The following is a 21,229-nucleotide window of genomic DNA, read 5'->3' as shown; positions in this document are numbered from 1 at the left end:
ACCGTTTCCCTTGGAAGATGATGCATACTATCCGTTGAAAGACGGCATCAATTATCTGGGAGAAACCTGTACAATGGATGAGTTTATGGAAATGAGTCCAGAAGATGAAATGGATGTTATGTTTTAAGAAATAAGTCTCTGCCCTATATAGTATTAGTGAACAAAAAAATATATATTAACTAATGAAATGGATTTCTGGAGTAAGACAAATATATATAAGTATGTTATAATATAATTGTAATTTGGTGCATTTTACTGATTTTTTTGTCTATATAAATAAAAAATCTTGAGGGAGGGAACTCGTATGAGAAAATTGATGTTATTGATTTTATCTCTGACATTCGTGTTGACATTGGTTGGATGCAATAAAGGCACAGATACTATGTATCAACTTGGCATTGTTGTAGATGGGGTGTTTTATGAGAAGTCTTATCAACCAATGCCGGCAGAAATTGACGAAAGTGCAATTATTGGATATGTCAGTTCATACACCGATACATTCCCTGAAAAAGAAGGTCAGACAAACATTAGCAAAGATTTGATAAATGCACCATATGCAAAAGCAGAAGACGGCATTGCAATACTCATTGAAAATGAATGGTATTTGTGTTTGCCAGAAGAGTAAAACAAATTCCAATTTGAAAACCACATTTTTATAAGTGGTTATTAACCCTCACAGGGTTTTAATAAAATCCTCCGAAAGCCTTGAAAATAAAGGGTTTATCGCAAAATGCTCACCTTAACTTATTATACGATTTCACTTACGTTTATTCTTCCCTTGGAAGCTGATAAGGGCAAACACAAGGGCAAGAAAATCTGATAACAAGATATAAGAGAATGTGGCAATCGGAGAACTGTGACGTATGTGCGAATATATTATACTGGAGGATTTATTATATGGACAAGTACATTTTTGATGAAAGCAACGGTTTATGGTATGAATTGCAGGGAGATTATTATATCCCTTGTCTGATACTTTCCGAAGAAGAAACACAGCCTATCGGTTTGTGGGGACAGCGCCACAAGCAGTATCTAAAGGAGCATAAGCAGTTCCTCTATACCACAATGCTGATTGAGGGTACACTAAACTCCTACCTTGCAGATATTGACAGACAGGCACAGGAGCGTTTGCTCCTGCTGACAAAGCAAATTGCAGAGCAGGAAAATGTGACCGAGCAACTGAAAGCAGATAATGCTATGCTGTGGGTACAGAAAATGAATGAAATTCAGTCCAGAGTTAGAGAAATCATTTACAGCGAGATTATCTACGCATAACAGAATGAGTGATTGGGGCGGTAAGCCAGCTTTTGGCTTACTGCCCTTGTCTGCTCATAAGCAAAATAAAGAAATACCGTCAATGGCAGTGCTTGCACTGTTCATCGAGACCATTGACGGTATTGCGTATTTTGCTATCGCTGTACGTGGCTTTTTTCAATTTTAAACGTTGCTTAAAACAACTTATTGTGTTAAAATATATGCTGATACAAATAAGAGTTTAGGAGGAACCGAAACTATGACAGCCTCAATGCGTTTAAGATAAGCTGGCAATAAAAAAGCAGAATCTATCCCCGATGATAGGCTTTTTTGTTGTGCTTATTTATACGATATTGAGCATTCATTAGTTACGGTGAGATATAAGTTATTTAACTATACCTTTATTTAACTATGTCTTTAATATGAATGTTTCCAAATTGTATGTATGCAGACCAAAAGCCACATTGTGGATTTAGGACTGCATTTTTTATTGCCTAGAATGCTATTCAAAATAGAAATTCAAGCAAAATAACATACAGGAGATAATATAAATGGAAAAATACAACAATTGGAAACTTAAGTTTTATACAATATGGGCAGGGCAGGCAGTATCATTAATCACTAGTGCCATCCTGCAAATGGCGATCATTTTTTACCTTACAGAGAAAACAGGATCTGCGATGGTCTTGTCTATGGCTTCACTAGTAGGTTTTTTACCCTATGCGGTCTTTGGACCAGCTATTGGTGTATTAGTGGATCGTCATGATAGGAAGAAGATAATGATTGGTGCTGATTTAATTATCGCAGCAGCTGGGGCAGTGCTTGCTATTGTTGCATTGTATATGGAGCTACCTATCTGGATGGTTATGGTAGTATTGTTTATCCGTAGCATTGGAACGGCTTTTCACACCCCGGCTCTCAATGCGGTTACGCCACTTTTAGTACCAGAAGAACAGCTTACGAAATGTGCAGGCTATAGTCAGTCTTTGCAGTCTATAAGCTATATTGTTAGTCCGGCGGTTGCAGCACTCTTATACTCCGTTTGGGAACTAAATGCTATTATTGCCATCGATGTATTGGGTGCTGTGATTGCATCTATTACGGTAGCAATTGTACGTATTCCTAAGCTGGGTGATCAAGTGCAAAGTTTGAAACCAAATTTCATACGAGAAATGAAAGAAGGAATGGCTGTACTACGGCAAAATAAAGGATTATTTGCTTTATTACTCGTTGGAACATTATATATGTTTGTTTATATGCCCATAAATGCTTTATATCCTTTAATCACTATGGAATATTTTAATGGTACACCGATGCATATTTCTATTACGGAGATTGCTTATGCCTCTGGGATGTTGATAGGGGGTCTATTATTAGGGTTATTTGGGAATTACCAAAAGCGAATCTTATTAATAACGGCATCCATTTTTATGATGGGGATAAGCTTAACCATTTCAGGATTACTTCCCCAAAGTGGATTTTTCATATTTGTAGTCTGCTGTGCAATAATGGGGCTTTCGGTTCCGTTTTACAGCGGTGTGCAAACAGCTCTTTTTCAGGAGAAAATTAAGCCTGAATATTTAGGACGTGTATTTTCTTTAACTGGAAGTATCATGTCTCTTGCTATGCCAATTGGGTTAATTCTTTCTGGATTCTTTGCTGATAGAATCGGTGTAAATCATTGGTTTTTACTATCAGGTATTTTAATTATTTGCATTGCAATAGTTTGCCCAATGATAACTGAGATTAGAAAATTAGATGCAAAATAAAATAAAGGAGTGTGTTCGTATGATATATAATATTATTCAATCAGTGACAGAAAAATTATCCTCTTTGCCTTATATAGAAGGCATCGTATTAGGGGGATCCCGTGCAAGAGGTACCCATACAGAGGATTCTGATATAGATATCGGAATCTATTACAATTCAGAATCATTTGACCTGACAGCGATTAATCAAATTGCTACAGAATTAGATGATGAGAATAGAAACGACCTTGTTGTACCTCCCGGAGCGTGGGGTGATTGGATCAATGGCGGCGGATGGTTAGTTATGAACGGGTATCATGTTGATCTGATTTTACGTGATATAAAACGGGTGGAACAAATAATCAAAGATACGGAGCAAGGAATTGCTACTGCTAATTATCAGACGGGGCATCCCCATGGATATATAAGTGCTATGTATCGAGGAGAATTAGCGATTAGCAAAATACTATATGCTAAGAATGAAAGCTTATACGAATTAAAAAATCAGGCGGAAATTTACCCTGGTGCTCTAAAGAAGAGCTTGATAAACTTTTTTTTATTTGAAGCAGAGTTCTCTTTAATGTTTGTAAAAGCAAATGCGGGAGCAGAGGATAAATATTATATTGCAGGCCATGTTTTTCGTATTATTTCATGCTTAAATCAAGTACTATTTGCATGCAATAATGCTTATTGCATTAACGAAAAGAAAGCTATAAAACTGCTTGAAACTTTTGAATATAAACCTAAAAAATATGCCGAAAGGGTAAATCATATTTTTGAAGTACTCGGTCTTTCACTTTTTGAATGCTACGATATGACCGAGAAGCTTTATAAAGAAGTGAAAAAAATTGCAACGGAGATAAATAACTTTTTAAACGAGGGGGAATTCAGATGAAAGAAAACAAATATGATGATAATATATTTTTTCAAAAATACAGTCAAATGAGTCGCTCACAGCAGGGACTAGCCGGTGCAGGAGAATGGGAAACATTGAGAAAGCTGCTGCCGGATTTTAAAGATAAGCGTGTGCTTGATTTAGGATGCGGCTATGGATGGCACTGTATTTATGCGATGGAACACGGAGCGTCTTCTGTTGTAGGTGTTGATATTTCTCATAAAATGCTCGAGGTAGCCAAAGAAAAAACACATTTTCCACAGGTTGAATATAAATGCTGTGCTATAGAAGATGTGGAATTCCCAGAGGAGAGTTTTGATGTAATATTAAGCTCACTTGCGTTTCACTATGTAGCAGATTATGAGATTTTAGTAAAAAAGATATATAGAATACTGAAGTCTGGTGGTAAGCTAGTTTTTACGATTGAACATCCTGTTTTTACTGCCTATGGAACACAAGACTGGCATTATAACGAAAAAGGAGAAATACTGCATTTTCCGGTGGATAATTATTATTATGAGGGCAAACGGATAGCTGTGTTTTTGGGAGAAAAGGTTACAAAATATCATAGAACACTGACCACATATCTAAATACACTGCTTTCAAATGGTTTTATAATAAATCATATTGTGGAGCCGCAGCCGCCGGAAAACATGATGGATATTCCGGGGATGCAGGATGAAATGCGCCGTCCCATGATGCTGATTGTATCGGCGAACAAAAAAGTGGATAGATAGAACTAAAACCCCCGCAACATAAACAGCAAAGGAGTGCGATATGATGCTATTAGAAAATAACTCCACACCAAGGAGTGATGAAGAGCTGCAAAAAAACATGGTTGCTGAACTTAAGCCGCACAATGCACCGATTACTCTTGTCGAATACGATCCGAGTTGGTCTGATTTGTTTGAACAGGAAGCGAACCGGATTCGTTCAGTACTCGGCAACAAAGCCTTGCAGATTGAACATGTAGGCTCGACCTCGGTACCGGGGCTTTGTGCCAAACCAATAATTGATATGCTGCTGGTTGTGAAGGACTCTGCCGACGAGCTATCCTATGTTCCGGCATTGGAATCAGCTGGCTATATATTGCAGATTCGGGAACCCGAGTGGTTCGAACACCGCCTGTTCAAAGGACCCGATACCGACATCAATCTGCATGTGTTCAGTTCGGGCACATCAGAGATTGATAGAATGTTACGTTTTCGAGATTGGTTGCGGACTAATGATGCTGATCGAGACAAATATGCACAAGTTAAGCGAAACTTGGCAAAGAATAAATGGAGGCATGTTCAACACTATGCGGACGCCAAAACGTCCATAATACAGAAAATCATGGAACGAGCTAGTTTGAATTTAGAAAATGGGATTCCTGAAAAAATCTTTTTATGATGTGCAAAGCATTAAATTCCAATGCCATTTCTGAGTTGTCAGATGAGTATCATGTTAGAACATGTAGAAGAGATGAACTGGATATATGGAAAGAGATGCCGTTTGACGATATGAAATCTGCCAAAGAATATAATGGGTTTATGACGGAATACTTTAATGATGTATACGGAAGTAAAGAAGATTTATTTTTTCAGAAGTGTTTATTTGTTTGTGATAAAAATGATACTCCTATAGGGACGTGCTTTGCGTGGAAGGCATATGAAAAAATTTCTACAATACATTGGTTTAAAGTCCGGAAAAACTATGAAGGATCAGGCATTGGTAGAGCTTTACTTTCCATTGTTATGTGAAGTATTAAAGAGAATGACTATCCGGTATTTCTTCATACACAACCATCCAGCTTTCGTGCAATAAAATTGTATTCTGATTTTGGATTTGCTTTTTTAACAGACCCAATAATCGGATATAGAAAAAATGATTTGGAGGAATGTTTAACCATTCTAAAAGAACATATGCCGCAAAAAGATTTTGAAAATTGTAATTTGTTGAACTAAAAGAATATGTCTTTGATAGAGGAGCAAGGTCGAAATATGACTTGCTCCTTTTCTATGGATGTTCATAAATAATGAATAGAAGGTTACTTATACACACCAATATCTATATAGAACAGAGATAAAAATAAAAGTAGGTGAAGTAAATGGCAAGTCCTATGGCAGTTGCCGTCATGACGAAGAAAGCGTTGGAGCTGGCAGAAGACAAACGAGTGCGAACACTGCTGGCAAGTATTGCGGCAGGTATTGTAATTGTGATGCTGATACCGCTGCTGGTTGTGGTTTCTATTTTCAATACCCAGGCAAGCTTCAGCCAGGAGGTAGCAAGGATCGTATTTGATGGCGGACCCATTCCTACAGACATTGACGCGGAACTTTCCAAAGCCATGGAAGAAATGATCGATGCCTTTGAGGAACTGGATCAGACAATAGAATCATTGGAAGAAGAAGGATTTGACGATATCAAAGTCAAGTCCTTTTTTTATATCCTCTATTTCGCAAAGGATCTGACAGACTTTGATGAGGAATTCTATGCAGGTTTAGTGGATTGTTTTGTGGATAAAGATGAGGATAACGAGATTTATGAGGAACTGGAAGATTATCTTTCCTATGAGTTTACGGAAACAGAAAAGATGGAAATTCGAAATCTATATCTCTTTATCAAGTATGGATACTCTGCGACAGATAAAATCACAGGCATTCCGGGGGAAGCTTTCAACGATGCCACATTCGCACAGTTGATGCAGGAAGCCACGAAATATATCGGCTTTCCTTACCAATGGGGCGGAAGTACACCGGAAACCAGTTTCGATTGTTCCGGTTTTGTATGTTGGGTATATACCCATTCCGGCGTCCATAACCTTCCCAGAACATCGGCACAGCAGATCTATAACCAGTGTACACCGGTGTCAAAAGACGAGGTCAAGCCAGGAGATTTGGTGTTTTTTACAGGAACATATCAGAGCAGCAACCCCGTAACTCATATTGGAATCTATGTTGGGGACAATCAAATGTTGCATTGCGGCGATCCCATCGGCTATGCAAACTTGGGGAATTCCTATTGGGTGAAGCATTTTTATGGATTTGGCAGATTGTAAAGGAGTGTGAAAAAGTATGATTGAAAAAATCACAGTAGAAGAATTGAAACAGATGCAGGAAAAGGAAGGCATTGTATTTCAGGGATGCGGTGGAGAACTGCAGGAATGGGAAGATGGTGTCAATGAATTATTGACAGAATCAGGTATCCTGTTGGACGGTGATACATTCAAAAATGTATATGCTTTTGAAAATGAGGGACTGACCAACCTGTTTTTTGATATGGAGGGCGTCAAACTAAATATGGGTAAGCTGGCGATCTGGAGGATCAATACCCACCAGCAGTTTGGCGGTACATGGCTCAGTGATTACCTCGCAAATAAATTTGAAATGGGAGAAGAATTGAAATCTTCTATGGAGCCGGAGCTTTAAGGGGAGGAGTGAAAAAGTATGGAACAAATGAACAGAACACATTTTCAAAATTTCATGGCGAAGCTGGAAAACTTCCGTGAAGAAGAAATCCAAGTGCTGCAGGAATATCTGGAGCCGGTTTTTGAGGTAAGAGAAAAAATATTATCTTCGTTTTCCGAGGAAAAAGCAAGCAGCAGATTCTCTGTTGGAGAGATTTCGGATGAGCTGATGTATGTGAATTTGTTGGAAGATCTGCTTCAGACAGATGAGAGGATATCAGAATGCCGAATGGATTTTGATGCCTGTGATATAATCCTCTACCATAAGCAACCAGAACATTCCTATGACAGCATAAAAACAACAGAGCAAAAATATGAAGGCATAGCAGCCATGAATCTGTTTTATCGCGAGCTAAGAGATGCGATGTTTTACTATAACCCTGATGAGCCAAACAAAGGCTGTGTGGTAATCGAGAAAATCATTTCTCTTAGTGACGAGGACTTCTGGTTCTTTGGAGAAAACATCAAGCAGGAGGCTTCCTTCATTACGGATAACGAAGAGCTGCAGTATTTTGATCAGCAGATGACTTTGCACTGCCTGTTTATCCAAAAAGAGGATGCGGAGTTTGGTGTTTTGATCAGCCATGACCAAAAAAGTGGTGAAGTTTATTCTGGCTATCTGCCGAACTTGGATCAATTTCAAGAGATTGGATGTGAGATTTCAGAAAAAGAAAACTGCATGGAACCGCAGATGTGACCGAAAAAGGAGGTGGATACCATGAAACTTTCTGCGATACAGGTGAAGTTTGAAACCAGCAAGTATTTGGCATTGAAGCGATATGCGGCAAAAAAAGAGGTGTCTTTGGAGCAGGAACTGGAAGAAACACTGAACAGGCTGTATCGAAAACTGGTGCCGCCAGATGTCCGAGAGTATATTGAAGAAGGCGAGGAAATGGAAAGAGCAAGTAAACCAAAAGCGAAAAACGAAGAAAAAGAACCTGAGAAAGAACAGAATCAAGCAGAACAGCCGCAGGATAGCCAATCCGTTTAAGGGCAAGAGAGCAGCTGGTATCAGCTGCTCTCTTCTGTGAAAAACCGATGCAGATATAGGCGGAAGACCTCCTGATCCGTTTCCAAATCTCGTGACAGAAAGCGTTTCGTGATTTCTATGATAAAACCTTGCCAAAACAACTGCAGTAAGGAACAGGGAAGAAAACATTGGATCAGTGCCTGCTGGAACTGTTCCCATACATCCTTGCCGAGAAGTTCAACGAGTTTTTCTTCTGTCTGTTCCAGATCGACAAGATCGACAGTCCCTTGGTAAGTCGACACAGTTTCATTTTGGAAATCAGTCAGCGCCTGTTCCAGCAGTGTATCCGCCAACGCAGTCCAGGAAAGCTCCTGCTGGGTAAATGGCTCCTGACAGTCAAACATTGGTATGGAACCGTTATTGTTTTCTAAATCAACCAGTATTTTCTTCTGTAGGTCTGAAACGGCTTGATAAATTTTCTCTTCCAAAATGCAGAAATCTGTCTGAATGATCAAACGAAAAAACATGGATAAATAGTGATCCAACAGATAACTTTTTCGTCCAAGAAGCTGATGAAATTCTTTTGCGGTACGAAAAATATCTGAGAACGCTGATGTGTTTTCAGCTTGGTGCGAAAGAAAATATTGAAACATATCCATAAATAAAAACCACCTTTTCCCCAAAGTCGGCAGAGCCGCTTGTGGTATATAAACTCTGTTGACGAAAGGTGTCAAGAAGAAAATATAAAGAAATAGCGAAAATTCTACTTTATTTTCCCACATTGACTTGATATCGGATAACCGATATAATCGAAATGGGTGATGCAACATGAAGACGATACAAGATGTACTGAAAGAAAAAGGATATTCCAGATATCGCTTAAGCAAAGAAAGTGGCGTTCCATGGGCAACATTGTCTGATATTTGTTATGGTAAAACCAGTATGGAAAAATGTAATGCCGGTACAATTAGTAAACTGGCAAAAGTATTAGATATGCCAATGGAAGAAGTGATTTTACTCAAGGCAGAACCTGAATTCACAAATGGTATTCCTCAGGAAAAGAATTATTTGGAAACTGACTTGCCTCCAAGCATTCAAAAGGCAATTGATGATTTTATCAAAGGTGAAGAAGAAAACGTACTGCATTTAGATTGTTTGTGGGGAGAATTATACGGAGCGATTAATGCCAGTCAATGGGATAATAGTATTACATTGGAACAGGCAGATTACTTAAGAAAAAAATATTTATTCGGAGAGGAGGAAGAAAGAGATGATTGATTTTACGCCTTGTACCGTGAATAAATTCAAAGGATATGGTGGTGCAAACGGAAATAAAATTAACATTATATATCAAAATGAAAGCTATATGTTGAAATTTCCGCTTTACCAAAGTCGGCAAAGCCGCTTGTGGTATATAAAATCTGTTGACGAAAGGTGTCAAGTAAAAAACGGTATATTTCTTGACTGACGCAGAATTTATGGGTATGATTCTGAAAAAAGCCGGAGGTGAGGATAGTGGAATTTACATTGATGCATAGAGAAATCAAAGTCGCGGATGTAGAAATGAATTCGTTTTATCACATCAAAAGCATAAAAAATATATACGCAGCAGCACATATGCCAGTAGGAACGATGCAAAAACAAGACGCAGATCAGCAGGCTCTGGCAAAGTGGTGGAGCAGACGAACCATACCAAAAGGTCGACCAAGACTGCAGGAGGTCTTGGATATAAGAAATATGCTTACATCAAAAGAACTGCTCAAAGACAGTTTTGGGTTAAGTTTATCAGATCAATATTGGTTGAAACCAAAAGATTCCTCTGTGTCATGGGAGCAAATCCAGTTTTTTGACAACGATTTCTCGGAGCAGTTTGGAGAAATGATGCTGGGAAATTTGGAAATTACAGAATGCTTTGATGCCATGACACCAGACGTTTCACTGGAAGGTCAGATGACAAAGGCATGGAAAGTAAGAGATGGGAAACGAGTTTTAATCAAAGGCGGAAGTAATCCATACCAGCAGGAACCTTTATGTGAAGTGATTGCTTCTGGGATTGCGGAAAGGTTATGTATCCCACATACGAAGTATACATTGCTGTGGGAGCATGAAAAACCGTTTTCTGTCTGCCAGGATTTCATTACTTCTGAAACGGAATTGGTATCTGCTTACCATATCATGCAGAGCAGAAAGAAGCCAAATGATCTCTCGGACTATGAATTTTATCTGAATTGTGCGGAACAACTTGGCGTAAAAAATATCAGAGAGCAGACAGAAAAAATGATTGTTTTGGATTTTCTGATCGGAAATGAAGACAGGCATTTCAATAACTTCGGCTTGATTCGAAACGCCGTTACATTGGAATGGATTGGTGCTGCACCTATATTTGACTGTGGAACATCACTGTGGTATAACACACAGGAAAGCCTGATCAAGCCCCTTTCTCCCAATCTGCCAGCCAAGCCTTTCAAGAAAACCCATAGAGAACAGATCAAACTGGTAAAAGATTTTTCATGGGTTGATCTCAAAGCACTAGATGGCATGAAAGAAGAAATGGAAGAAATCCTATTCCAGTCACCTTACATCAGCAGAGAACGCAGGGCAGTTTTATGCGATGCGTTCTGCCAAAGAGCAGAATTGCTGGGAGAAATCATATCTAATTTGAGTTGGTTTTCATCAGCGGCACAAGAAAAATAGTTGGTTATAGAAGAAGATTCTGCAAGACAGAGAAACTATTTCTGATGCGAAAAAATAATTTAGAGAAAACAAAAGACATGAAATTGTATTGGGTATGTTGGATTGACGAAAAGAAAAAAACAAATATAATGAAGTAAAAGACGATTTGGAACCAATTTTGAATTAATTTTTAGAAAGAATGGTGACATATGAAAAGAGAACAGGGAATCAATCCAATACGCTTAGTTGGCGCATGGACCGAGGGGTATGCCTTGGATCATCACATTTTGTCCAGTACATATATGGGAGAAGATGTTTATGGTCATCCACTTTTTGATACAACCAGAACAAAGTTAGGAGAAATGTTATTCCAATTTAAGTATCGATATAAACATGATCAACTGGATTCTATTATGGAAGAAATCATTCCATTTCTGGATGAATGGGAAGCGTTGAAAAATGTTGATGTTGTAATATCTGTACCACCAAGCAAAACTAGATTGTATCAACCTGCAGAGGAACTTGGCAAAGCAGTGGCACTTTATATTGGCAAGCATTATTATAATGATGTACTTGTGAAATCTTCGAACATACAGTCGAAGGATTTAAGTGGTGATAAAGCATCTATGACAGGAGTCTTTCACCTTGCGAAACTAGCAAAAAGAACATATAATGTTCTTATAGTGGATGATTTATATAGCACTGGAAAAAGTTTGAATGAATGTGTTCATGCTCTTCGAACAGATAAAATGGTAAAAGATATTTATGTGTTAACCATTACAAAAACAAACAGGTGATGTTTATGAAAGTTTTTATTGCGGGACCTAGAGCCTTGCGTACCTTGGATGAAAAGATCATAAGACAGCTAATTTCTATATCTGCGAAAGAACATGAAGTGATTGTAGGAGATGCAGATGGCATAGATACAGCAGTACAGCAGTTTTTTGCTGATAGACAATATGAAAATGTTATCATATATGCTACAGAAGGCAAGGCTAGAAACAATGTTGGAAGGTGGAAAATCAAATCGGTTGTTCCACCTAGCCAAGCAAAAGGTTTCCGATACTATGCAGCGAAAGATTTGGAAATGGCAAAAGATGCTGACTTCGGTTTTATGATTTGGAACGGAAAGAGTAAAGGCACTTTAAATAATATCTTGAATTTAATCGCATTGGGAAAGAAATGCAAGGTATATTTGAGTACAGTGAATGAACTGTATGCGGTAAAAAGTTTGGATGATATCAAATGTCTTGTTTCTCTGTGTGAAGAAGACACCCAGATGTTATTCCAAAAACTGTTGAAAGAAAATGAGCAAATCAAGATCTTTTTGAGAGAAGATTACAGGCAGTTAGCAATAAATATAATATAAACAAAAGTAAAATCTCATATTTGCAAAAATAATAGAAGTATTGAAAGAATAGGCGAGCCAAAAGGTTCGCCTTTTTTTGCGCCCTGTTTGCCCCTGTGTGCCGCTTTGCGGAGCAAGTGGAGTAGTTGCAGGGCAAGGCAGTTTGGAGCGAATTTGCCCCGATTTTGGGCGAAGGGAAAAAGAGGGTGCTTGGAGCAGATATCTGCAAGGGAGGGCTTTGATAGATGCGAAAAATGTTTGCAGGTTAAATACCGGCTCAGAACAGCCGGTAAAATCCCTCAAATCCCCGCAGTGCGGGGATTTTTTGCAGACGCTGGTCAAAGGCAGACGGCACTGGTTTGTGGCTATGAAAACAACAAATGCCAAGATTCCCTTAGAAAAAAGGAGATTTTGCACAGGTGCTGGTACCAGCTCAGTGCCAAAGTTTACGAAAGGAGAATAAAATGAGCGAGGAATATAAAAAACAAAGATACAGCGTATGGCTTTCCAAAGACGCAGTTCAAAAAAGCGATGCTGCGGTTGTAATGGAAGGCTTGACAAATCGCAGTGACTTTATTGAAAAGGCAATTCATTTTTATTCCGGATATCTTTATCAGGAAAAGCACATGGATTTTTTATCTGATGTGATGATGGAAACCGTATCTGGCATTATGAGAACTTCCGAAAACAGACTGTCAAAGATGCTTTTCAAAATCGCAGTTGAGATGGCAAAGCTGGAAAGTATGCTTGCTGCTATCAATGATATGGATGAGGCAACTATGCGAAGGCTTCATATCCGATGCGTCAATGAAGTGAAAAAGATCAACGGCATCCTCACCATGGAAGAAGCTGTAAGATATCAAAGGAGTGACGAGGAATGAAATATAGATTTTATAGTCCTGTGCAAGGCATCATAGATTATGACTTCAACAAAGATATGGATTACGATTCGTATTTTGATGAAGATGCTATGGAGGAACTGGGAGAAGTAGATTTCGATTTTCTGACAGCAGAAGATCTGACAGCCTATCAAGAAGAAATCAATCAAGCCATCCGTAAGGAATGGGATTATGAAACAGATGAAGATATGGGGCTGATGCATTACTTTGCTTATGGAAGCAGAGAAACCCAAAAAGATTTGCTGAAAAAAGTAACGGCGGCATATCCCAGGGTCGAAACTGTAGGGGACAAAGCATATGGCGTTATGGTATGTGATATCGAAAAACCTTTGACAGATCAGGAAATCAAAATTCTGAAAGATTATTTTAACGGACAGTACAGTGATGGCTGGGGTGAAGGCTTTTCCCAAAGAGGAATTGAAACTTCTTATGGTGTATTATATTTAGATTTTTGGTCAGATGACTTTTATATAGAAACAGAGGATGAGTTGAAAAATCGCTTGGAATCGAAACAAGATAATGAGATGCAATTTGAAATGTAGGTGATGATATGCCAAGATTTATTTTATCGCTAAGATATTTGAAAATGAAAAAACCATCACAAGTAAAAAACTATGTAAGGTATGTTGCGACAAGACCAAACGCAGAAAAGTTTGAGGTGAATCAGTCACAAAGAGAAGCCACTGAACACCAGAAGAGATGGATTGAAAAAGAACTAAAAGCACATAAAGAATTGAGAGAAAGCTGCGAACAAGAGTATGAAGACTACTTGGAAAATCCAACAAGAGAAAACGCTATGGAACTGATCAATAAAATTGCCGAAGAAGGTTTGGCAAGGGAAGACAGCATGGAAAACTATGTTGGCTACCTTGCCAAAAGACCAAGAGCAGAACGAGGGAAACAGGGACACGCACTGTGGAATGGATCGGATAAAGAAATCGATCTGAATCAAGTGGCAAAAGAAGCTGCGGAACATAACGGCAACATCTGGACATTCGTGCTTTCCTTAAAACGAGAGGACGCTGTCCGATTGGGATATGATAATGCCGCTATGTGGAGAGAACTGGTGCGAGGCAAATCACCAGAGATTGCAAAGGCAATGGGAATTCCTTTGGAGCATTTTGTGTGGTATGGAGCTTTTCATAATGAGGGGCATCATCCTCATATCCATCTGATGTGCTATTCTAAAAAGCCCAAAGAAGGTTATCTTGGATCAAAAAACCTTATGAAACTAAAAAGTTCCTTTGCCAACGAGATATTCCATGATGAGCTGTATTACATCTATGAGCAGAAAGATGAAGTCAGGGACGAGCTGAAAAATTACTTTGACAGGAAACTGAAACAGGCAATGACAATGGAATATACAGATCATCCAAAAGCGGAAGCTTTGCTTTGGGAGTTATCTAAAAAACTGAAAACAGCAAAACACAAAAAGGTTTATGGAAGGCTGGAGAAAGAAAATAAAATACTGGTATACGAGATCGTCAAAGAAATCAGCAAGGACAAAAAGATTTCACAAGCCTATGAAAGCTGGCTGGGATTGAAAGACGATATCCTTTCTACATACCAGAATCAGGAACGTGCCAGAAGAACCCTTGCGGACGAACCAGAGTTCCGCAATATCAAAAACATGGTTTTGAAATCTGCGTTGGAGCTTTCGGAAATAGATGAAGCAATCAAAAAAGATTCAGAGAAAGAAAATCATGAAAAAGTAAATGCAAAAGAAAGCTGGGAAGAACGAACAAAAAAGTTTCATCAAATGCAGGTACAAAAACAGTTCCTGCTTCTGATGAAATACATCAGCCATATGATTAAAGAGGATTATGATAGAAAGAAACAACAGATTCATGTGGATAAGAAGCTGATGCGTAAAATCATGGAAAAGAAAGAAGCCCATGGACAGAAAATGTAAGGAGGGAAGCGTATGAGATGGAAAAAATATGGTATTGAGATGGATATGACAGGGATTACAAGGAAAGCTGTGGCAGAGATTTTGGCGGAACAGTTTGATACAAAAGTCGTTTTCTGTCTGTCGGACAATGGATATAACGTTCCGGATCAAAATCAAAGGCTGTGGCGTATCCTTCCCTCTGACAGCATCAAAGCAGAAAAATATAGCGGAGAAAAAGTGGTGGGAGCAAACTATATGTACCAAGTGAAACTGCTCTCACCATTTTTATATGAAAATGAGTTTCCAATGCTGGAAAAAGCCTTGGAACAGTTGGAACTAAGAGGTGCTATCGTCAATGACTCCACGAAAATGAATCTGCTTCTGGATGTAAGTTGTATTGAGAACTGGGAGAAGTACCAGACCAATCTGGAAAATCTTTATGAGAGCAAAGGGGAATTATTTCAAAAAGCGTTAGACATTCCCTTTTCACAAGTGGCAGACACCAATCAAGGCAAAGAGAACGGTATCATTTCATTTCCTTATTTCAAAAGCACGCTCAATAAAAAAGAACTGCTCAGCGATATTCAGTTTGCACAGATCGTCAGCAGCTTTGCGGAAAACAACCGTACTGTCAGCCAGAAGAAAAGTGAGAATCAAAATGATAAATTCATGATGCGTACTTGGTTGGTGCGAGCCGGTATGGTTGGTGAAGAATATAAGTTTGCAAGAAAAATGCTGACAAAAAATTTGGAAGGCAACTCCGCATGGCAGAAGATGATGGAACCAACAGAGATTCAGACAGAAGAACAAACAGAAGATACTGCATCTATGAAAATGGATTTATAAGGAGGAAGAAACATGGTTTATTTGTTAACTTATGATGGATATATGAGGGAAGAATATCTAGAGGAGATTTGCCCATCAGCAATCCTTTTTATGCAATGCGATCTGAAAGACTGCGCATTGGAGTTTCGCAGGTTTTATGAAACTGCTATGCCAACACTGGAGGTGGGAGATGAAATCGTGCCAGCAGTCATTTGGAAAATAGAAGAAACGGACTTGCAGAATATGGAATTAATCTATCCAAATGAGATTTATGAAAGGGGAGTATGGAATTTTAGAACGGAAAAAAATGTTTTGGAAGTAACGGTTTTTCTGATGAAAGAAACACCATTTGCATTCCCGAAAGAAAAAGAAGTGGAAGCAATGGAAGAAGCGTATGCGGAACACAGCTTTGATTACAGCTGTGTGGAGAATGCTCTGGACAGAGCGAAAGACAGAGAAGGAGAATAACATGGCATTGTACACAAAAGAACAAATTGACAAAGCAAACCAAACCGATTTGGAAGAATTCCTTCAGAGAAAAGGGGAGCGCTTAAAAAGAACGGGAAGCGAGTCAGTGCTTGTTTATAAAGACTCCACAGGAGAGCATGACAGTATTTCCATCAGAAAGAACCGTTGGTATGACCATAAAAATATGCGAGGCGGTTATCCGTTAAAGTTTATGCAGGAGTTTTATGGTATGAACTTTCGCACTGCTATGAAAGAACTTCTACATGGAGAAGAACCAGAACTTGGCAGGAAGAGAAACGCAGAACAGGAAAAGCCAAATGTGAGTGAAAAAAACGAGGTCAATGGTAATACAGCCAAATGTGAAGATGGTACAAAAAAATCAGAGTTCAAACTTCCTGAGAAAGACAGTAATATGAAACGATTGTTTGCCTATCTTTTACAGACAAGATTTCTCTCCAAAGATGTGGTGAAAAGTTTTGTGGAACAGAATATACTTTATCAGGAAAAGGAACACGGCAACGTAGTTTTTGTGGGAACAGACAAAGAAGGTGTGCCAAAGTCAGCTTGCAAAAAATCTACAGCGGAGCAGACAAAAAGCTTCCGAATGACCGTTACTGGTTCAGACTGCAGGTATGGTTTCTGCTGGCGAGGGGAAAGCAGCAAGCTCTATGTGTTTGAAGCTGCCATTGATTTGATGTCGTTTGTTACATTGAGAAATGATGAATGGAAAGCGGATAGCTTTCTGGCATTGGATGGGTTGTCTTCAAAACCCCTTCTACAATTTTTGGAAGACCAAAAAAATATCTATGAGATTTTTCTCTGTCTGGATTACGATGTGGCAGGTATTGAAGCTTGTGATAAATTAAAGGATATCCTCATTGAAAAGGGTTATGTGACAGAAAAAATCAAAAGGGAATACCCTCTCTATAAAGACTGGAACGAGCAGCTGAAGGCGGAACATGGTAAGGTGCCTATTCTTCTACAGTCACATCCGAAGAAAACAGCATACCATGATGCGGTCAGAAAACTTGGTATCATGAATGCCAACACAGAAAGCCCATATATGAAATGGCGTAAACAGGAATATGAAAAATCAGGCTTCTCTTTTTATCTGGAACAGATCAAAAGAGATTTCAAGCAAGCAGAAAAATCGGCAAAGAAAGGAGAAGCTGACACAAAACCACTCCTTGCCAGCATTTTGCGTATGGCAGATTTGTCCGTCTGCTTGATGTGTGAAATGAAACGAGATGAGAACTTGCCAGAGTTGACTATGTACCAAACCACCATACAGAAATTGGAAAAGGTATATAAACCATATCTGGATAAAGCGAGAATGGATCGACGCATACAGGAAATGAAAGAAGAGATGGAACACTTGAAAACCCTTGCGGTTCAAGATCAGCCATCTCTTTTTGTATGGGCGAAAAACATGGCAGATATGGCAATGAGAGCTATCATCTATGTGGAAACGGAGTATCCACAGGAACTGGAAAGAAAAAACAGTTTTGTGGAGCAGAGCAAGGAAGAACAAAAAACAGAACCTGATACCACAGAGCAGATGGAATTAGAGATGGAAGGTTGAAGAAATGGAGAATTTATGGAAGTTGATGCCATTGCTATTGATTTTCGGTGCCTTTATGGTCTGTATGCTTTTGATCGATAGGAAATCTTTGAACATCAAAAGTAAAACCGTAGGCGATGGACAGCATGGTTCTGCTAGTTTTGCCACACCAAAAGAAATCGATGCGGCATTTCAAAGAGTGAGATATGAACCACAGGTATGGAGGCGAAAGCCTCCTTTTGACCTGCCCCAAGGCATTATCATTGGATGCAATATGATGAAATTCGGAAAAAAGAAAACAGTCACTGCAATCGTGGAGGAAGGAGATGTTCATGCACTGATGATCGGTGCCGCTGGTGTGGGCAAGACAGCCAAGTTTTTATATCCAAATCTGGAATACTGCTGTGCGTCAGGTATGAGTTTTGTCACGACCGATACGAAGGGTGACCTCCTGAGAAGCTACGCTCCCATCGCAAAAAAATATTATGGCTATGATATTTCGGTGTTGGATTTGAGAAATCCAACCCAAAGCGATGGCTTCAATATGCTTCATATGGTGAACCATTACATGGATGAATATTTACAGACAGACTCTCTTGTGGCAAAGGCAAAAGCAGAGAAGTACGCAAAGATAATATCCAAAACGGTCATGAATTCTGGTGGATTTGACTCTGCCAATGCAGGGCAAAACGTCTTCTTCTACGATTCGGCAGAGGGCTTGATTACTGCTGTGATATTGGTGATTTCGGAGTTCTGCTCGCCTTACGCTCTTGTGTTGGAGCAAGAAAACCGTAAACAGAAAGCTTTGGAAGAACGAAAAAAGGAAATAGCACAGATGAGAAAAAATTGCATTGATAAAAACATAGATTTTTTGCCGAAAGCACAGGAAGTAAGTATTCGAGAAGTGGAAGCAGTGATTTTATTCCAACCAGAAAAAAATGAAACAGAAGAAAAAGGCGAAGAAAGACATATCATCAGTGTGTTCAAATTGATTCAAGATTTATTGGGACCATCGGAAGTGAAAGGAAAAAGTCAGTTCAAGCTGTTGATGGAACGTCTACCGGAAGAACATAAAGCAAGATGGCTTTCCGGTGCTGCATTAAACACGTCAGACCAAGCAATGGCGTCTGTACTGTCAACAGCATTGTCCAGGCTGAATGCTTTTTTGGATTCTGAAATTGAACAATTACTTTGTTTTGAAACGAAAATCAATACGGAAAAGTTTTGCAGGAACAAGTCTGCGGTGTTTTTGATCATGCCGGAGGAAGATGACAGCAAATATTTCCTCATTTCTTTGATCGTACAACAGTTATATCGAGAAATGCTTTCCATTGCCGATGAAATGGGCGGAAAGCTGCCCAACAGAGTCATGTTCTTCCTGGATGAGTTCGGTACACTGCCTGCCATACAGTCTGCGGAAATGATGTTTTCCGCCAGCCGTTCCAGACGGATAAGCTTTGTGCCTATTATACAGTCATTGGCACAGCTGGAAAAGAACTACGGCAAAGAAGGTGCGGACATCATTATTGATAACTGCCAGGTCTGCCTATATGGCGGCTTTGCACCAAACTCCGAAGCAGCCAATGTACTGTCCAAAACGCTGGGGGATAGGACAGTTATGACAGGAAGTATCTCGCAGGGCAGAGATAAATCTAAGTCACTTCAAATGACGGGCAGACCGCTGATGACACCAGATGAGCTTAAGATCATGCCAAAAGATACGTTCATCGTCACAAGAACAGGCGTAAAGCCAATGAAAACAAAGCTGAGGCTGTTTTTTGAGTGGGGGATCGAATTGAATGAAACATATCCAATGCGTCAAGCAGTGGTGAGAAAGGTGCATTACGCAAATAAAAAGACCATTGAGGAAGCCATTGCAAAAAAATATGGTCTGACTCAAAATCCTATCCAGCAGGCTGTCAAACGCCCAATGCAGGAACAAGATAAACCGTTGTGCAACATATCGAAAACCATGAAAGGAGTGGAAAAAAGTGATGATTGACAAAATGAAAGTTTATAAGGATACAGAGATATCAAATAAAGCTGTTTTGGTTTATTTATATCTTTGTGACAGAGCAAATAAAAAAGATCAAAGCTGTTTTCCTTCGATGAAAACAATAGCAAGAGATTTGAATTTATCTTTGAGTACAGTTAAAAGAGCAATACAAGAGTTGCTGAAACGAGAATATATTCAAAAAGAAAATAGATTTCGAGAAAATGGAGGGAAAACGAGCAACAAATATTTTATTACATAAAAGGGATAGAATATTAGAAGTGAGCAATTGTATTGAATGGGACAAGTATGCCTATGGCAAGGACTATGCCATAGGCAATTTTGAGCTAAGAATGTTAACCACTCCATTGAACAGTTCATGGTTACAGAATAAAGAAAATGTAAGTTCTAATCAATGCTGATATTGTTTTATTTGGAGTTTTGTGTAGATTTTAGAAATTCAATATATTTTATCACAGAAATAAGATTATCGTTGTTCAATGCAGAAAGATCGTCAACAATGCTTTTCAATGTTTTTCCAGCATATGTTTTTTGGGAAAGAGATTCAAGATCTTGAGAGTTCATGGATAAACCAAGAATGTAATCTACAGAAACACCATAAAGTTTTGCCAGAGCAGGCAAAAAGTGTATTGGCAGTTCCCTCTTTCCATTTTCATATCTGGAATAACTTTGCTGAGATATTTCCAAATAGTTGGCAACGAAATTTTGTTTGTAATTGTGTGCTTCTCTTAAATTCTTTAATCGATCAAAAATGGAGTCCATAAATAATTTTACACCTCATTGGTAATATCCTATCAAAGAAAATAGTAGATTTGCTTATTATTACCAATCTAATGTTAAAATATTTTTTTACATCTAAATGGTGTTTAATTATCATTGACAACAAACGACAATTTGTAGTAGAATAAAAACGACAAAATGTAGTAAATGGAGGTAATGATGAAAACAAATATTAGTGATTCTGAAATGAAGGTAATGGAAAAAATTTGGGACTGCGGAGAAATGATTTCGGTTGCAGATGTGGTCGCTTTGTTAAATGAAGATGGAGAAAGCTGGACACATCAGACAGTTGGAACATTCTTAAAAAGGCTAGAAGGGAAAGGAATGGTGTCTGCATCAAAAAAAGGAAAAAGTTTATATTATTTTCCGCTGCTGACAAAAGAACAGTTTTCTGCAAAAGAAGCGGATCAATTTTTGCAATCTAAATTTCAAGGGTCTTTAAAAAGTTTCTTAGC

General features: G+C 38.7%; 27 protein-coding genes. 25 read left to right on the top strand and 2 right to left on the bottom strand.

The features are described 5' to 3' along the window. Positions 1–304: 304 nt before the first annotated feature. The 11 genes from BUB35_RS09575 (at position 305) to BUB35_RS09525 (ending at position 8,336) form a co-directional block, all read left to right on the top strand. A complete protein-coding gene (locus BUB35_RS09575) occupies positions 305–625 on the top strand; it encodes a hypothetical protein (RefSeq protein ID WP_072851212.1) in 321 nt (106 codons plus the stop codon). Positions 626–897: 272 nt separating this feature from the next. Further along, entirely contained in the window at positions 898–1,275 is a 378-nt protein-coding gene (locus BUB35_RS09570) for a TnpV protein (protein ID WP_021419811.1), read from the top strand. 530 nt (positions 1,276–1,805) lie between these two features. Continuing rightward, on the top strand, positions 1,806–3,023 hold the full coding sequence (mef(A), locus tag BUB35_RS09565; protein WP_027625762.1) for a macrolide efflux MFS transporter Mef(A): 1,218 nt from the start codon (positions 1,806–1,808) through the stop codon (positions 3,021–3,023). A gap of 19 nt (positions 3,024–3,042) precedes the next feature. Continuing rightward, complete coding sequence (locus BUB35_RS09560; protein WP_072851210.1) at positions 3,043–3,897, top strand: nucleotidyltransferase domain-containing protein; 855 nt, start codon at positions 3,043–3,045, stop codon at positions 3,895–3,897. Further along, positions 3,894–4,634 carry a class I SAM-dependent methyltransferase gene (locus tag BUB35_RS09555; RefSeq protein ID WP_072851208.1) on the top strand — a complete coding sequence of 247 codons (741 nt, stop codon included), beginning with the start codon at positions 3,894–3,896 and terminating at the stop codon, positions 4,632–4,634. Before BUB35_RS09560 ends, BUB35_RS09555 begins: the two co-directional genes overlap by 4 nt. A gap of 40 nt (positions 4,635–4,674) precedes the next feature. After that, entirely contained in the window at positions 4,675–5,289 is a 615-nt protein-coding gene (locus BUB35_RS09550; protein WP_072851206.1) for a GrpB family protein, read from the top strand. Then, a complete protein-coding gene (locus BUB35_RS19645; protein WP_242949234.1) occupies positions 5,286–5,639 on the top strand; it encodes a GNAT family N-acetyltransferase in 354 nt (117 codons plus the stop codon). The genes BUB35_RS09550 and BUB35_RS19645 overlap by 4 nt, the downstream gene beginning before the upstream one ends. Before the next feature lie 347 nt (positions 5,640–5,986). Then, positions 5,987–6,937 (top strand): C40 family peptidase, encoded by a 951-nt coding sequence (locus BUB35_RS09540; protein WP_072851204.1) that lies wholly within the window; start codon positions 5,987–5,989, stop codon positions 6,935–6,937. A 16-nt stretch (positions 6,938–6,953) separates the two neighbouring features. Beyond that, complete coding sequence (locus BUB35_RS09535; RefSeq protein ID WP_072851202.1) at positions 6,954–7,307, top strand: hypothetical protein; 354 nt, start codon at positions 6,954–6,956, stop codon at positions 7,305–7,307. Positions 7,308–7,325: 18 nt separating this feature from the next. Next, positions 7,326–8,042 carry a hypothetical protein gene (locus tag BUB35_RS09530; RefSeq protein ID WP_072851200.1) on the top strand — a complete coding sequence of 239 codons (717 nt, stop codon included), beginning with the start codon at positions 7,326–7,328 and terminating at the stop codon, positions 8,040–8,042. 21 nt (positions 8,043–8,063) lie between these two features. Beyond that, on the top strand, positions 8,064–8,336 hold the full coding sequence (locus BUB35_RS09525) for a DUF6103 family protein (RefSeq protein ID WP_072851198.1): 273 nt from the start codon (positions 8,064–8,066) through the stop codon (positions 8,334–8,336). Positions 8,337–8,356: 20 nt separating this feature from the next. Here the strand turns inward: BUB35_RS09525 and BUB35_RS09520 are convergent, their stop codons facing one another. Continuing rightward, the gene (locus tag BUB35_RS09520) at positions 8,357–8,974 is read right to left on the bottom strand and encodes a hypothetical protein (protein ID WP_072851196.1); all 618 of its coding nucleotides are present in this window, start codon (positions 8,972–8,974) and stop codon (positions 8,357–8,359) included. A 169-nt stretch (positions 8,975–9,143) separates the two neighbouring features. On the opposite strand from BUB35_RS09520, the gene BUB35_RS09515 reads away from it, so the two are divergent. The 13 genes from BUB35_RS09515 (at position 9,144) to BUB35_RS09450 (ending at position 20,235) form a co-directional block, all read left to right on the top strand. Next, entirely contained in the window at positions 9,144–9,593 is a 450-nt protein-coding gene (locus BUB35_RS09515; protein WP_072851194.1) for a helix-turn-helix domain-containing protein, read from the top strand. Then, positions 9,586–9,783: a hypothetical protein gene (locus BUB35_RS19955; RefSeq protein WP_072851192.1), complete on the top strand. Its 198-nt coding sequence runs from the start codon at positions 9,586–9,588 to the stop codon at positions 9,781–9,783. The genes BUB35_RS09515 and BUB35_RS19955 overlap by 8 nt, the downstream gene beginning before the upstream one ends. Positions 9,784–9,830: 47 nt before the next feature. Next, complete coding sequence (locus BUB35_RS19640) at positions 9,831–11,009, top strand: HipA domain-containing protein (protein ID WP_242949233.1); 1,179 nt, start codon at positions 9,831–9,833, stop codon at positions 11,007–11,009. Positions 11,010–11,197: 188 nt separating this feature from the next. Then, positions 11,198–11,785 carry a ComF family protein gene (locus BUB35_RS09500; RefSeq protein ID WP_072851190.1) on the top strand — a complete coding sequence of 196 codons (588 nt, stop codon included), beginning with the start codon at positions 11,198–11,200 and terminating at the stop codon, positions 11,783–11,785. A gap of 5 nt (positions 11,786–11,790) precedes the next feature. Beyond that, positions 11,791–12,357 carry a hypothetical protein gene (locus tag BUB35_RS09495; RefSeq protein ID WP_072851188.1) on the top strand — a complete coding sequence of 189 codons (567 nt, stop codon included), beginning with the start codon at positions 11,791–11,793 and terminating at the stop codon, positions 12,355–12,357. A 443-nt stretch (positions 12,358–12,800) separates the two neighbouring features. Next, entirely contained in the window at positions 12,801–13,217 is a 417-nt protein-coding gene (locus tag BUB35_RS09485; RefSeq protein WP_022254148.1) for a hypothetical protein, read from the top strand. Beyond that, a complete protein-coding gene (locus BUB35_RS09480) occupies positions 13,214–13,777 on the top strand; it encodes a hypothetical protein (RefSeq protein ID WP_072851184.1) in 564 nt (187 codons plus the stop codon). Before BUB35_RS09485 ends, BUB35_RS09480 begins: the two co-directional genes overlap by 4 nt. 8 nt (positions 13,778–13,785) lie before the next feature. Further along, a complete protein-coding gene (mobP3, locus tag BUB35_RS09475; RefSeq protein WP_072851182.1) occupies positions 13,786–15,147 on the top strand; it encodes a MobP3 family relaxase in 1,362 nt (453 codons plus the stop codon). A gap of 12 nt (positions 15,148–15,159) precedes the next feature. Further along, on the top strand, positions 15,160–15,972 hold the full coding sequence (locus tag BUB35_RS09470) for an amidoligase family protein (RefSeq protein WP_072851180.1): 813 nt from the start codon (positions 15,160–15,162) through the stop codon (positions 15,970–15,972). A 12-nt stretch (positions 15,973–15,984) separates the two neighbouring features. Beyond that, positions 15,985–16,419, top strand: coding sequence for a hypothetical protein (locus BUB35_RS09465; protein WP_072851178.1), 435 nt, complete (start codon positions 15,985–15,987; stop codon positions 16,417–16,419). A gap of 1 nt (position 16,420) precedes the next feature. Next, positions 16,421–18,001, top strand: coding sequence for a DUF3991 and toprim domain-containing protein (locus BUB35_RS09460; RefSeq protein ID WP_072851176.1), 1,581 nt, complete (start codon positions 16,421–16,423; stop codon positions 17,999–18,001). Between the two features lie 4 nt (positions 18,002–18,005). After that, positions 18,006–19,982 (top strand): type IV secretory system conjugative DNA transfer family protein, encoded by a 1,977-nt coding sequence (locus tag BUB35_RS09455; RefSeq protein WP_072851174.1) that lies wholly within the window; start codon positions 18,006–18,008, stop codon positions 19,980–19,982. Then, the gene (locus BUB35_RS09450; protein ID WP_072851172.1) at positions 19,975–20,235 is read left to right on the top strand and encodes a helix-turn-helix domain-containing protein; all 261 of its coding nucleotides are present in this window, start codon (positions 19,975–19,977) and stop codon (positions 20,233–20,235) included. Before BUB35_RS09455 ends, BUB35_RS09450 begins: the two co-directional genes overlap by 8 nt. Before the next feature lie 167 nt (positions 20,236–20,402). Here BUB35_RS09450 and BUB35_RS09445 read toward each other — a convergent pair whose 3' ends face one another. Further along, positions 20,403–20,756 carry a helix-turn-helix domain-containing protein gene (locus BUB35_RS09445; protein WP_072851169.1) on the bottom strand — a complete coding sequence of 118 codons (354 nt, stop codon included), beginning with the start codon at positions 20,754–20,756 and terminating at the stop codon, positions 20,403–20,405. Between the two features lie 177 nt (positions 20,757–20,933). Between BUB35_RS09445 and BUB35_RS09440 the strand changes: the two genes are divergently transcribed. Beyond that, on the top strand, positions 20,934–21,229 hold a 296-nt coding region (locus BUB35_RS09440; RefSeq protein WP_072851167.1), incomplete at its 3' end, for a BlaI/MecI/CopY family transcriptional regulator.

Source organism: Anaerotignum lactatifermentans DSM 14214, from assembly GCF_900142265.1.
GTDB classification, from domain to species: domain Bacteria; phylum Bacillota; class Clostridia; order Lachnospirales; family Anaerotignaceae; genus Anaerotignum; species Anaerotignum lactatifermentans.
The sequence above is the reverse complement of the archived record's forward strand: the minus strand, read 5'-3'. Positions and strand labels throughout refer to the sequence as shown.

Excerpts from the sequence above, each read along its gene's own strand:
- BUB35_RS09575 (WP_072851212.1), top strand. The coding sequence starts at position 305 with ATGAGAAAATTGATGTTATTGATTTTATCTCTGACATTCGTGTTGACA.
- BUB35_RS09570 (WP_021419811.1), top strand. The coding sequence starts at position 898 with ATGGACAAGTACATTTTTGATGAAAGCAACGGTTTATGGTATGAATTG.
- BUB35_RS09560 (WP_072851210.1), top strand. The coding sequence starts at position 3,043 with ATGATATATAATATTATTCAATCAGTGACAGAAAAATTATCCTCTTTG.
- BUB35_RS09555 (WP_072851208.1), top strand. The coding sequence starts at position 3,894 with ATGAAAGAAAACAAATATGATGATAATATATTTTTTCAAAAATACAGT.
- BUB35_RS09550 (WP_072851206.1), top strand. The coding sequence starts at position 4,675 with ATGATGCTATTAGAAAATAACTCCACACCAAGGAGTGATGAAGAGCTG.
- BUB35_RS19645 (WP_242949234.1), top strand. The coding sequence starts at position 5,286 with ATGATGTGCAAAGCATTAAATTCCAATGCCATTTCTGAGTTGTCAGAT.
- BUB35_RS09540 (WP_072851204.1), top strand. The coding sequence starts at position 5,987 with ATGGCAAGTCCTATGGCAGTTGCCGTCATGACGAAGAAAGCGTTGGAG.
- BUB35_RS09535 (WP_072851202.1), top strand. The coding sequence starts at position 6,954 with ATGATTGAAAAAATCACAGTAGAAGAATTGAAACAGATGCAGGAAAAG.
- BUB35_RS09530 (WP_072851200.1), top strand. The coding sequence starts at position 7,326 with ATGGAACAAATGAACAGAACACATTTTCAAAATTTCATGGCGAAGCTG.
- BUB35_RS09525 (WP_072851198.1), top strand. The coding sequence starts at position 8,064 with ATGAAACTTTCTGCGATACAGGTGAAGTTTGAAACCAGCAAGTATTTG.
- BUB35_RS09520 (WP_072851196.1), bottom strand. The coding sequence starts at position 8,974 with ATGGATATGTTTCAATATTTTCTTTCGCACCAAGCTGAAAACACATCA.
- BUB35_RS09515 (WP_072851194.1), top strand. The coding sequence starts at position 9,144 with ATGAAGACGATACAAGATGTACTGAAAGAAAAAGGATATTCCAGATAT.
- BUB35_RS19955 (WP_072851192.1), top strand. The coding sequence starts at position 9,586 with ATGATTGATTTTACGCCTTGTACCGTGAATAAATTCAAAGGATATGGT.
- BUB35_RS09500 (WP_072851190.1), top strand. The coding sequence starts at position 11,198 with ATGAAAAGAGAACAGGGAATCAATCCAATACGCTTAGTTGGCGCATGG.
- BUB35_RS09495 (WP_072851188.1), top strand. The coding sequence starts at position 11,791 with ATGAAAGTTTTTATTGCGGGACCTAGAGCCTTGCGTACCTTGGATGAA.
- BUB35_RS09485 (WP_022254148.1), top strand. The coding sequence starts at position 12,801 with ATGAGCGAGGAATATAAAAAACAAAGATACAGCGTATGGCTTTCCAAA.
- BUB35_RS09480 (WP_072851184.1), top strand. The coding sequence starts at position 13,214 with ATGAAATATAGATTTTATAGTCCTGTGCAAGGCATCATAGATTATGAC.
- mobP3 (WP_072851182.1), top strand. The coding sequence starts at position 13,786 with ATGCCAAGATTTATTTTATCGCTAAGATATTTGAAAATGAAAAAACCA.
- BUB35_RS09470 (WP_072851180.1), top strand. The coding sequence starts at position 15,160 with ATGAGATGGAAAAAATATGGTATTGAGATGGATATGACAGGGATTACA.
- BUB35_RS09465 (WP_072851178.1), top strand. The coding sequence starts at position 15,985 with ATGGTTTATTTGTTAACTTATGATGGATATATGAGGGAAGAATATCTA.
- BUB35_RS09460 (WP_072851176.1), top strand. The coding sequence starts at position 16,421 with ATGGCATTGTACACAAAAGAACAAATTGACAAAGCAAACCAAACCGAT.
- BUB35_RS09455 (WP_072851174.1), top strand. The coding sequence starts at position 18,006 with ATGGAGAATTTATGGAAGTTGATGCCATTGCTATTGATTTTCGGTGCC.
- BUB35_RS09450 (WP_072851172.1), top strand. The coding sequence starts at position 19,975 with ATGATTGACAAAATGAAAGTTTATAAGGATACAGAGATATCAAATAAA.
- BUB35_RS09445 (WP_072851169.1), bottom strand. The coding sequence starts at position 20,756 with ATGGACTCCATTTTTGATCGATTAAAGAATTTAAGAGAAGCACACAAT.